General features: G+C 39.1%; 13 protein-coding genes. 9 read left to right on the top strand and 4 right to left on the bottom strand.

Annotated features, from left to right (window positions below; genetic code table 11):
- Positions 1 to 5 precede the first annotated feature (5 nt).
- The 4 genes from GQF63_RS17080 to GQF63_RS17065 all read left to right on the top strand — a co-directional run bounded on the left by GQF63_RS17080 (position 6) and on the right by GQF63_RS17065 (position 1867).
- Positions 6 to 425, top strand: a complete 420-nt coding sequence (locus GQF63_RS17080; RefSeq protein ID WP_160370458.1) for a DUF3408 domain-containing protein — start codon at positions 6 to 8, stop codon at positions 423 to 425.
- Positions 426 to 433: 8 nt separating this feature from the next.
- Positions 434 to 697, top strand: coding sequence for a DUF3408 domain-containing protein (locus GQF63_RS17075; RefSeq protein WP_160370457.1), 264 nt, complete (start codon positions 434 to 436; stop codon positions 695 to 697).
- A gap of 78 nt (positions 698 to 775) precedes the next feature.
- A complete protein-coding gene (locus GQF63_RS17070) occupies positions 776 to 1339 on the top strand; it encodes a conjugal transfer protein TraD (protein WP_343031048.1) in 564 nt (187 codons plus the stop codon).
- Positions 1340 to 1390: 51 nt separating this feature from the next.
- Positions 1391 to 1867 (top strand): hypothetical protein, encoded by a 477-nt coding sequence (locus GQF63_RS17065; protein ID WP_160370455.1) that lies wholly within the window; start codon positions 1391 to 1393, stop codon positions 1865 to 1867.
- Positions 1868 to 1959: 92 nt separating this feature from the next.
- Here the strand turns inward: GQF63_RS17065 and GQF63_RS17060 are convergent, their stop codons facing one another.
- From GQF63_RS17060 to GQF63_RS17045, 4 genes are read right to left on the bottom strand one after another with little or no spacing between them, the layout of a single operon-like run.
- Entirely contained in the window at positions 1960 to 4092 is a 2133-nt protein-coding gene (locus tag GQF63_RS17060; RefSeq protein ID WP_160370454.1) for an AAA family ATPase, read from the bottom strand.
- Between the two features lie 3 nt (positions 4093 to 4095).
- On the bottom strand, positions 4096 to 4551 hold the full coding sequence (locus GQF63_RS17055; RefSeq protein ID WP_160370453.1) for a hypothetical protein: 456 nt from the start codon (positions 4549 to 4551) through the stop codon (positions 4096 to 4098).
- The gene (locus tag GQF63_RS17050; protein WP_212592629.1) at positions 4544 to 5641 is read right to left on the bottom strand and encodes a S1 family serine peptidase; all 1098 of its coding nucleotides are present in this window, start codon (positions 5639 to 5641) and stop codon (positions 4544 to 4546) included. Before GQF63_RS17050 ends, GQF63_RS17055 begins: the two co-directional genes overlap by 8 nt.
- 5 nt (positions 5642 to 5646) lie before the next feature.
- The gene (locus GQF63_RS17045; protein ID WP_160370451.1) at positions 5647 to 6795 is read right to left on the bottom strand and encodes a ComEC/Rec2 family competence protein; all 1149 of its coding nucleotides are present in this window, start codon (positions 6793 to 6795) and stop codon (positions 5647 to 5649) included.
- 84 nt (positions 6796 to 6879) lie between these two features.
- Between GQF63_RS17045 and GQF63_RS17040 the strand changes: the two genes are divergently transcribed.
- The 5 genes from GQF63_RS17040 to traJ are packed head-to-tail and all read left to right on the top strand — an operon-like array spanning position 6880 to position 11689.
- Complete coding sequence (locus GQF63_RS17040; RefSeq protein WP_160370450.1) at positions 6880 to 7185, top strand: DUF4134 domain-containing protein; 306 nt, start codon at positions 6880 to 6882, stop codon at positions 7183 to 7185.
- Positions 7186 to 7196: 11 nt separating this feature from the next.
- Entirely contained in the window at positions 7197 to 7529 is a 333-nt protein-coding gene (locus GQF63_RS17035; RefSeq protein WP_160370449.1) for a DUF4133 domain-containing protein, read from the top strand.
- Complete coding sequence (locus tag GQF63_RS17030) at positions 7526 to 10033, top strand: TraG family conjugative transposon ATPase (protein WP_160370448.1); 2508 nt, start codon at positions 7526 to 7528, stop codon at positions 10031 to 10033. Before GQF63_RS17035 ends, GQF63_RS17030 begins: the two co-directional genes overlap by 4 nt.
- Before the next feature lie 22 nt (positions 10034 to 10055).
- Positions 10056 to 10688, top strand: a complete 633-nt coding sequence (locus GQF63_RS17025) for a DUF4141 domain-containing protein (protein ID WP_160370447.1) — start codon at positions 10056 to 10058, stop codon at positions 10686 to 10688.
- A gap of 5 nt (positions 10689 to 10693) precedes the next feature.
- Positions 10694 to 11689: a conjugative transposon protein TraJ gene (gene traJ / locus GQF63_RS17020; protein ID WP_160370446.1), complete on the top strand. Its 996-nt coding sequence runs from the start codon at positions 10694 to 10696 to the stop codon at positions 11687 to 11689.
- Positions 11690 to 11697 lie beyond the last annotated feature (8 nt).

The following is an 11697-nucleotide window of genomic DNA, read 5'->3' as shown; positions in this document are numbered from 1 at the left end:
GCCCTATGGAAAATCAAAATAAGAAGAACAACAAACCGGATATAGACGAAGAGTTTTTAATGAACATTATCGCCGATGGCGTGAAAAAGGACGGCTTAAACATACCGCCCGCTCCCCCAAAAAAACAGGAACCGGAAAAAGAGCAGGAAAAGCCTGTGAGCAAGGAGAGGAGCCGTTCTAAAAAAGCCAGTGAAGCGCATTATGAGCAGCTATTTTTCAAAAGAGCGGAAACCAATGCCCGTTACGGAAAATCGGTGTACATACGTCCCGATTTTCACGAAAGACTATCTCGCATTGTACAGGTAATAGGTGAAGATAAGATAACGATATATGCCTATCTAGATAACCTGCTGGAATACCACTTTCAGGAATTTGGCGAAGAAATTACCAAGAGTTTCAATGATAAGTATAAACCGATCATATAATCATAGTCATGGAAAAGAATAATAAAAAGCAGACGGGAAAACGCAGTTACGGAAGCCTGTTTTTAAAAAAGCATTCGATGAGCCGCAGGGGTGAAAAAGCTATCTACGTCCGCAAAGAATACCACGAAAGGTTATCCCGTATTGTACAGGTTATTGGCGGTGGTGATATACCGTTGTATGCTTATCTCGACAATATACTCAAACACCACTTTGAGTTGTTTAGCGAGGATATTGTGGAAGATTTTTATAAAAGAAACAAACCCATTTTATAAGCTATGGAAATTATAATCATCATCTGTCTGCTCATTGTCATTGTGCTGCTGGCCAGGGACAAAATCGTCATAAAAAAAGTGGTGAAGCCCAAAACCTTGCAACCTGCGGAAAAGCCCGATTTGCCGGAGATCATGGGCAAACCAAAACCCATAGCACGACACATCGTGCCAACTGATGCCCCTGAAAGCCGGACACGGGAACAAGACGATATACCGGATACTTTTGACACAGAAACCCGCACAATGGTTTTTGCGAAGGAGGTTCCGCAGGAGGAATTGGATGACGTTTTCGGGAGCATACCTGATTTCGATTTTGAAAAGGAGGAAGAAGAATGGAAAGCACAGGTATTACCGGACAGCGATAATGGGTTTGCCACAGGGGTTACCTACGAAGAACTGGCCACCGTGGGGGCATTGCTTAAGCAGGATATACTGAAGCCCGCCTCACAACAAAAAGCGGTGGATATCGTTCAACAGATACAGGGAACCGAATTATTCAGTCTGTTGGAAAGCTCTATGGAAGGGGCTTCGCAGAAGATAGCAACGTTGTTGGATCAAAGCCTCTCCACCAAAGCGGATGTCAGTTCTTCCGATCTGCGGAAAAGTGATGTGGAGGGTTTCGACATTGGGAAGTTTGTCTGATAAGACAGCTTCCCTTTGTTTTTGTAGACGTATTCAAAAATACTATTCGTGATGAAAAATCTAATGAAAACGGCTGGCGAGATAGCCGAAAAAATGAAAGAAAAGGGATATGAGTATTTTAACATCAAGCGTGGTGCAACCGGAACCGATTTCAAGACGGCTCTTGGCTCTTACTTGCATTATGCAGGTTTCAACAAAGCAGAACCTGTATTTCCGATTTATGCAGGTTCGGGAGTAGCGGCCACATCCCCTGATAATCCCTACACATGGGCAACATTCAGGATTGTGGAAGATGTCAAAAATGGTTTACGGATTGATGCAATGGGGATTTCAATGTATGAGTGCCATGACGGAGCATTAAGGGCTTCTTTGGAACTAAAGATTAAATCGCCGGATGATATACCATCGAGACAAAAGGCCGCAAAGCTGATTGAAGATAAATGGGAAATGAAATCCAGGGAGAACCAAAAGAAACCAAACACTTCAATAAAGGTAAAACCACTCCGTCCCAAAGGCAGGAAAATATGAACAGTCGAAGCATCCCTCAGTTCTTACGGTTTGCGAAAAAGTGATGTGAGGGGCGACATTTGGGAGTTTGTGTAGACAAACTCCCAAATGTTTTATTTGGACAATGTGATCTTCCCTATCACTTTAAGTGTATTATCGAGTCTTATTAATTTGTATTCTGAACTCTCTAAATCTTCTATAAGAACATCTAAGTCTATCTTTTCATCCTTTTCGTTATGAAGGGGTTTGTCTATAGAAGTAAAAATTATTGTTTGCTTTTCTTTTATTCCTGAAGAAACTTTAAACAGCTCTTTTAAGCTACTTAAATTTGTCCTGTGTTGTCCTGGTTCATCAAAAATTATTATACCAGGGTGATTTACACCTTTATTTAGTAAACTTAATGTGTAAGCCCATATATTTCTAACAAAGTCAGATGCAGAGGAATTTATTCGGATAGATTGGGGCAAAAAGATACCCTCTCGTTTGTTAATATATATCGGTAAATATTTAAAGGGTTCTTTTCTGTTTATTGAAATTTGGTATTTTTCATTACTTTCATAACCGAATCTAAAAAGAAAATCTTTATATTGATTCTCGAAATCTACCAATTTATTTTCATCTTCCTTCTCGGATTCGCCTAAATTTCCGATTCTAATATTATTATTATGATACTTATTAGCTAAAGCTTCCAATTCCATCTTCAATTCTTCAATGGATTCTTTAAGTAACTGTAGACTTTCTATTTCTCTTTCAAGTTGAAGCTTTTTTACCACTTCTGATTCGGAAAATGCTCTATCATCTGCAATCAGATCTTTTGATAAGGATTTTATTAAAATCTCTTTTTGTCGCAAAGAATTTTTAAAATATAGCAAAAGAGCTTCTTTTTCATTAACTGTTTCCGTCAAACTCCCAATAGAAGACTCTATTATTTTCTTTTGACTACGCAGAAAATTTGTATTTTCTTCCAATGTAAGTTGAGGAATCTTTATATTTTTTGTAGAAATAAGATTTGTTGTTACTTCTTGAGAACAAGTTGGACATTGATTAGCTCCACGCTCATTGATAATATTTTCACTGAAAACCTTTTGTAAATTGATGTGATCCTTAATCTCGGATTCGACAACACTTAATTGGCTATTTAAACTAGAAAATTGCTGTTTTTCTATCCGTAGTTTATTTTCAAATTTTTCAACGTAATCTTTTAATTTGAAATATTCCTCCTTTTGTTTATTAAACTCTAAAACAGCCACTTCCCTGTTTTCCTTTATAGTAGATATTGGTCTATTTTCCAGTTCATTTACCATCTCTTTTTTCTGTAATAAAAACTGGTTGAAACTGATTTTTTCGTCTTCAGAAGTAGAAAATAAAATATTGATTTTGTCTATTTCAGCTTTATCGGTTGTAAGTTCGCTAGGAATATTTGTAATAATAGAATTTGTCTGCCTTTCTAAATAAGAGAATGATTTAATTTTCCTTCTCCATTCTTCGGTCAGTGAATTTTTTTCTTTGTTTAGTATGTCTTTTTGTGTAGAAAGTTCTAATTCGTTTAACCCAAGTATGAACTCAATAATTTTTTCCTTAGCCTTTGTGATTCCAAAAAAAGGCATTGTAGCAAAAAAATCAGACCAACCTTTTGTTTGTTCTATAAATAGTGCTGAGAAAATTGTTTGTAGGTAAAGAGGGCTGTAATTACTGGTTCTGGAATTGTTACTTACCTGAGGTAACTGAATATTGATGAATTCACTTAACCAATTATAGAAACCATTAGCGTCTTCATTGTTACCTCTTGAATTAACAAAAAAGACCTCTTTTCGATTTTGGTTATTCTCATCATTAATGTGGTCAAATGATGAAGAATGAACGATAATATTGGATGTCTTTATTTCATCTGTGTTCGTTTTAATATATCTTTCTAAACAAACGATTTCCTTATTTCCGTTCTCAATTTCTAAAATGATTTTGGAAGAAATTACTCTATAGGTCACGCCTTCTTCTTCCTCATTTGATTTAATAGTGAATTCCTCTTTTAGCGCTTTGTCCAGAGCTTTTTCATTATGAGCACCCAGAAGTTCCTCCATTCCCAACGCATAATATATACACGTATTTATGGTTGTTTTACCTCTTGAGTTTGGCCCTGCAATGATATTTAATCCTTTATCAAATGAAAAATTGAAACCGTATAGATCAGCTATGTTTTCACTTTTATCAGTAAGGATTTCTGTTCTTAACTTATTTATTTTAAACATATCCTATATTAATTTCCAGTTTCTGTTTGCATTGTTCAATCTATTTTTAGGTATTTTCCCTAGTGCTTTTATTCTTTGCATTTCGTCTTGAAAAAGTTCAAACTGATTAATTGCGCTAATAATGTCGTTACCCTTTTCTGTTAGTTTTATTTCGAGTGTTTGGCTTACAATCACTCTTTCAATATATCCATTGATAAGACCTAAAGCTAAAACCTCGTCTATTCCATGCTCAAAAGTCCAAGGTGTCAAAGTGTTTCTATGTTGATTGGATAAATCCAACAACACTTGATAATTAGTGTCGTTGCGTAAGCTCCAAAAAACAATATGTATCAATTCTAAACTCGCCTTTTTTGCATAACCACAATTTCCAATAATTGCCAGTAATAGAACTACTTTATAATAACCATTATATCGAATAGATATGGATGTGGGTTTCTGATCTAATTGAATATTAATCATTCTTACTGAAATTTAAAGTACAGATACCTAACCATTCAATCACCTGATATTCAGACAAATCAAAATTTGTAAAACTTGGCAGAAGAGCCTCGAATTCGCTTTTCAATTGATTTTGAAGTTCCATCTTTAAATTTATTGCCTCGTTACTTTCATTGACATTTCTTGAATAGTCGTCTTCTACTTGATCAACAAATCTCTTCACTATATTCTTGAATTTAGAATAAAGTATCGGATAATCATTTTCGATTGTTCTAATGTTATCATTCATAGCAAGAAATTTTCTAATTTGTTTGGCTGTTACACTATTAGCTTTTGTTTTTTCAGGATATAAGACATTGTTCTTTCGATAAAGCTTCTCAAAAAAATCGCTATTCTCATTTTTAAAAGCCTCAATCTCTCTGTCTGTACGTTCCCTCTCTAAATTCTCGTTCCATTGTTTTAAATTTTCAAAATCAGACAAATCAACATATTCCGATATATATTGTTCAATATGTTTTATAGAACAACAGTCTATATCATCATTCCATGCTTTATCTGTAATAACAGAATTAAGTATTCCAATAAGAAATGGTGAACTATGTCTGTAGACAAACACACCACTTCCTGATAACCCTTTAGCCAAATAATGTCCGTCCTCTCCTCCCTGATCAAATGTTTCACCTAGTAACGTTATTTTGAAACAACCAATATCATCACTGACAGATAAAATTTTTCCTGTAAAAGGTCTATATTGATTTAAATTAATCCCTTGATAACCGCAAAACCTAATCTCATTTTCACCCAAAACACCACGACCTAACTTATATTGATAGAGTAATTTTTCCTCACAATCGAAGTTTATTTCGATTAAGGCGAAATCATGTTCGATATTAAATTCTGTTACGTTAACAGACGTTATTTTTTTGAAGTCAGAATTATAGTCGTCTTGCTTTTCTATAATTATTTGGTTAGCATCTGGTATACTAGTACCCAAACAATGGGCTGAAGTCAACACGTAGAATGTTTCTTTACCAGGTAGTAAAACACCACTACCAGTATGCCCATTACTTTTTATTCGGACACAATATTTTTCTGCCTGATTATATGTCATTTGTCCTAAAACCAAATTTTTTGCACTACATTCCAATTCCCAATTTCTAAATCAGAATCGCTAATGAAATTTCCATTCCTCTGCTTTAAATCTTCAATTTTATAGTTAAAAAAAATATTTATCGTCTTGTTGTCTCTTGAAGGATTAAAGACTATTCGTGCAATAGTTTCTCTTGAAGGATGTTTATGTCGAGACGTACCGCCATTGGTCGATATTAGAAAATTGTTTGATTCTATACAACTAAGCTGTTCTTGTGAAGTATTATTTAAACTTCCGTGATGGGAAATTTTGACATAATCAACTTTTAGCGGATCTGATTTAGTAAAGCCGTTCAATCTTAAATTTTCTACTATTACTTCCGGACGAGAATCTGCCAACAATAAGATGGAAATATCGAAACATTTAAGAAGAAACGCTATTGATGAAGAATTGAAAATATCGTCATTAATTCGTTTGTCTGGAGAAAATGGAATTCTACTCAAATTTTCTAATGGTTTGGAATAGACGTCTTGCTGAGAAGAAATGTTTACATTACTTTTTTCATGCTTCACTATAGTAGATCCAAACCATTGTCGATATAATTCATGGTTGATTTGTGGAGTTGGAGATAAAATAACAAATTCGATTCCTGATCTAATGATTAATTTTTTGCCTGTGGATACTTCTAGAAGCTTCACGTTTGGCTTTTTTGTAAGAATTAACCGCTTTAAATTGTCTCCCTGCTTTGTACTTATCTGTTCCTCATTATTAACCTCTACAAGTTCAGGATGGTTCATCCAAATTTCATCAATTGAAATATGATCAATTAAGCTACTTTTAAATAAGCTAATCAAACCAGCTATATGGTCTGAATCGATATGGGTGAGTACAAGTAAATCAATACGATTAACATCCTTCAGTTCTGCTTTCAAAGTGTACTTAAAAGTTTTAGCAGTGCCTCCATCAACGAGGATAATAAACTCATTATGATCAACATCAAATGTTTTTATAAGAATACAATCACCATGAAATGCAGGTAGTAAGGCAAATTCCGTTTTATCTCTTTTCATTCCATCAAATAGATTCCCAATTTTTTTAATTTGAGTACCAATATAGGGATTATTTTTCTTTAAAAGCCACTCACTGCCAACAAATTCCTGTAAAAGCCACATCATTAATACGCTTTGTTTTCCGTGACACTTTTGTTCCGAAAGCCCGCAGGGTGCGGGATAACGGAAACAAAACAATTGAGTTTAATCATGAAAAAACAAAGCAAAAAAGTGTTGCTGACAGGCGGTGCGCTGATGTCGGCAATGGGTGCGTTCGCACAGGGTAACGGCTCAGCCGGTATCACCGAAGCCACACAGATGGTAACATCTTACTTCGATCCTGCCACCCAGTTAATCTATGCCATAGGCGCTGTGGTCGGACTCATAGGAGGCGTTAAGGTGTACAACAAATTCAGCAGCGGTGATCCCGACACATCGAAGACTGCGGCTTCATGGTTTGGAGCCTGTATCTTCCTGATTGTAGCTGCCACTATTCTTCGTTCATTCTTCCTTTAATCCCGTGCCTTATGAGTAAGTACAATATCAATAAAGGCATCGGGCGTACGGTCGAGTTCAAAGGATTGAAAGCTCAGTACCTGTTCATTTTTGGAGGGGGCTTGCTGGGTATGCTCATTCTGGTGATGATACTATACATGGCAGGCGTAAACTCTTATGTATGCCTGTTCATCGGAGTGGGCGGCGATTCACTGATTGTGTGGCAGACATTCTCCCTGAACCAGAAGTACGGCGAATATGGATTGATGAAAGTAGGGGCAAAAAAAAGACACCCTCGCTACATCATTTGTCGCAAGTCTGTACACAGGTATTTAAAATTCACGCCTAAATCCAAAACCGTATGAGAAATGTAGGAAAGACAGCCACATTGGAAAATAAGTTTCCACTATTGGCAGTAGAGAACAACTGCATTCTTTCCAAAGATGCAGACATCACGGCTTGCTTTCGGGTACACCTTCCGGAACTGTTCACAGTAGCAACTACGGAGTATGAAGCCATTCACTCGGCTTGGCACAAGGCCATCAAGACATTGCCGGATTACACCATTGTTCACAAACAGGATTGGTACATCAAAGAAAACTATGCTCCCGATTTGACAGAAGAAGACCAGAGTTTTTTGTCAAAGTCCTATCAACGCCATTTCAATGAACGTCCGTTTTTAAACCACTACTGCTATCTGTTTCTGACCAAGACGACTAAAGAGCGAATGCGGATGCAGAGCAACTTTAGTTCACTATGTAAGGGTGTCCTTATCCCGAAAGAAATCAGAGATAAAGAAACCGTGCGCAGGTTTATGGAAGCGGTCGCACAGTTTGAGCGCATTATCAATGATAGCGGTTTTGTAAAACTGGAACGCCTGACCGAAAATGACATTATCGGCACGGGCGATACGAAAGGATTGCTGGAACAATACCTTACCCTGTCCAAAGAGAAAGGAACACCTATGCAGGATATAGCTTTGGGCAGTGAAGATGTGCGTATCGGAAACAAAAGGCTGTGCCTGCACACCCTGTCCGATACGGACGACTTGCCCAACACGGTATCGTCCAATACACGGTATGAAAAACTATCCACAGACCGTAGCGATTGCCTTTTGTCTTTTGCTGCTCCCGTGGGTCTGCTCCTTAGCTGTAACCATATCTATAACCAGTACCTGTTTTTAGACAACAGCGATGAGAACCTGCGCAAGTTTGAAAAGGCTGCACGTAATATGCACTCACTGGCACGTTACAGCCGAGCCAATCAGATTAACAAAGAATGGATAGAAAGGTATCTGAACGAAGCGCACAGCTTCGGACTGTCTTCAATCCGTGCGCATTTCAACGTCATGGCTTGGTCGGATGATCCGGACGAACTCAAACGGCTAAAGAACGATACGGGCAGTGCGCTGGCTTTAATGGAATGCAAGCCACGCCACAACACCGTGGATGTTGCCACACTGTATTGGGCTGCTATGCCGGGCAATGCGGGTGACTTTCCAAGTGAGGAAAGTTTTTACACGTTCATCGAACCTGCCCTGTGTTTCTTCACAGAAGAAACCAATTACCAAAGTTCGGTGTCGCCATTCGGCATCAAAATGGCAGACAGGCTCACTGGCAAGCCCATCCATTTGGATATTTCCGACCTACCCATGAAAAAGGGCGTTATCACGAACCGCAACAAATTTATACTTGGCCCCTCCGGTTCTGGTAAATCATTTTTCACTAACCACATGGTAAGGCAATACTACGAACAAGGCGCACACGTCCTGCTCGTGGACACCGGAAATTCCTATCAGGGATTATGTGAATTAATTAAGGGCAAGACCAGAGGTGAAGACGGTGTTTATTTCACTTACACTGAAAATAACCCCATTGCATTTAACCCGTTTTATACGGACGATGGTGTATTCGACATCGAGAAAAGGGAAAGTATAAAAACGCTCATCCTTACGCTGTGGAAGCGTGACGATGAACCGCCGACCCGTTCAGAGGAAGTGGCACTGTCCAATGCCGTAAGCGGCTATATTCAGCGTATTAAGCAAAACGCAGAATATCCGTCCTTCAATGGTTTCTACGACTATGTGCAAAGTGACTACCGCAATGTGTTGGAAGAAAAACAGGTAAGGGAAAAAGATTTTGACCTTGCCAATTTTCTGAACGTACTCGAACCCTATTACAAAGGCGGCGAATACGATTACCTGCTCAACTCCGACAAGCAACTCGACCTGCTTTCCAAACGCTTTATAGTCTTTGAAATTGATGCCATCAAAGACCATAAAATCCTATTTCCCATAGTCACCATCATTATTATGGAGGTTTTTATCAACAAAATGCGCAGGCTCAAAGGTGTACGTAAAATGATACTCATTGAGGAAGCATGGAAAGCCATCGCCAAAGAAGGTATGGCGGCGTATATAAAGTACCTGTTCAAGACAGTGAGAAAATTCTTTGGTGAGGCAATCGTGGTCACGCAGGAGGTGGACGACATCATCCAATCACCCGTGGTCAAGGAAAGTATCATCAACAACTCCGACTGCAAAATCCTCTTAGACCAACGCAAGTACATGAACAAGTTTGACGACATACAGGCGATGCTCGGACTAACGGAAAAGGAAAAGGCGCAAATCCTATCCATCAATCAGAACAACGACCCGTCAAGGCTTTACAAAGAGGTGTGGATTGGGCTTGGCGGTACGCACTCCGCCGTGTATGCGACAGAAGTGAGTTTGGAAGAATATTATTGTTACACCACCGAAGAAACCGAAAAGATGGAAGTCATGCAACTGGCTTCAGAACTGGGCGGCAATATGGAAATGGCAATCAAGCGTATTGCCGGACAAAGGCGTGATAACGCAAATAGTTATTAATCATTTTAAAAATAAGAAAACAATGAAAAACACAATTTTACTGGTGTGTACGGCTCTTATGCTTGCCGTTGCACCGTCCGCTAAGGCGCAATTTGTAGTAACTGACCCTTTAAATTTAGCGTCAGGCATTCTCAACAGTGCGAATGAAATCGTACAAACGTCCTCCACCGTTTCAAACGTTGTAAAAAATTTCAATGAGGTCAAAAAAGTTTATGAACAGGGAAAGGAATATTACGACAAGCTCAAAGCCGTCAACAACCTCGTGAAAGATGCCCGAAAAGTACAACAGACCGTTCTGCTTGTGGGTGAAGTATCCGAAATGTATGTTCAGAATTTCGGCAAAATGATGAACGACCCCCATTTCACCCCGCGGGAACTCTCGGCAATTGCCAACGGTTATGCCGTGCTCTTGAATGAAAGTACCGAACTGCTCAAAGAGCTGAAACAGATTGTTACCTCGACCTCGCTTTCTTTAAATGATAAGGAACGCATGGACATCATCGACAAGGTATACAAAGAGGTCAAGGATTATCACAGCCTTGTACGCTACTATACCAACAAGAATATCTCCGTAAGCATTCTGAGGGCGAAGAAACAGAACAACACCAAAAGGGTGATTGATCTCTATGGAACATCTGAACAAAAATATTGGTAGAAGCTATGGAATGGAATAATCTTCACGAACTCCTGCGATCGCTCTATGATGAGATGCTCCCACTGTCAGCCGATATGGCGGCAGTGGCTAAGGGCATCGCCGGATTGGGCGCACTGTTCTACGTAGCACTGAAAGTGTGGCAGGCTTTAAGCCGTGCCGAACCAATTGACGTATTCCCGTTGCTCCGTCCGTTTGCACTCGGGCTTTGCATTATGTTCTTCCCGACCATCGTATTGGGAACTATCAATGCGGTATTAAGCCCTGTGGTAAAAGGCACAAATGCCATGCTCGAAAACCAGGTGCTTGACCTAAACAAGTTACAGCAACAAAAAGACTTGTTGGAACGGGAGGCAATGCTCCGCAATCCAGAAACCGCCTACCTCGTCAATAATGAGGAATTCGATAAAAAGCTGGAGGAACTGGGCTGGTCGCCATCGGATTTGGTAACAATGTCAGGTATGTACATCGAAAAAGGCATGTACAGTATGGAACAATCTGTAAAGAACTGGTTTCGCAACCTGCTTGAAGTACTTTTTCAGGCTGCCGCTCTGGTCATAGATACCATTCGGACGTTTTTCCTTATCGTGTTGTCTATACTCGGGCCAATAGCCTTTGCTATTTCAGTATGGGATGGTTTCCAGTCCACACTAACGCAATGGCTGACCCGGTATATCAGCGTGTACTTATGGTTGCCCATTGCAGATATGTTCAGCTCTATGCTCGCCAAGATACAGACCCTCATTATCGAACGTGATATAGAAATGCTTGCCGATCCTTTATTTATTCCCGACACATCCAATTCTGTATATACCATCTTCATGATAATTGGCATCGTGGGCTACTTCACCATACCTACAGTGGCAAATTGGGTTATCCAATCTGGAGGTGCAAGCAACTTCATGCGCAACGTCAATCAGACAGCATCAAAAACAGGCAACATCGCCGGAGCCGGTACAGGAGCAGTGGCAGGCAATATAGGTGGCAGGTTAATGAACAAATAAAATCAGAA

This window comes from Sphingobacterium humi (assembly GCF_009768885.1).
Lineage (GTDB): Bacteria > Bacteroidota > Bacteroidia > Sphingobacteriales > Sphingobacteriaceae > Sphingobacterium > Sphingobacterium humi.
This window is presented reverse-complemented; position numbering and strand designations above follow the sequence as displayed.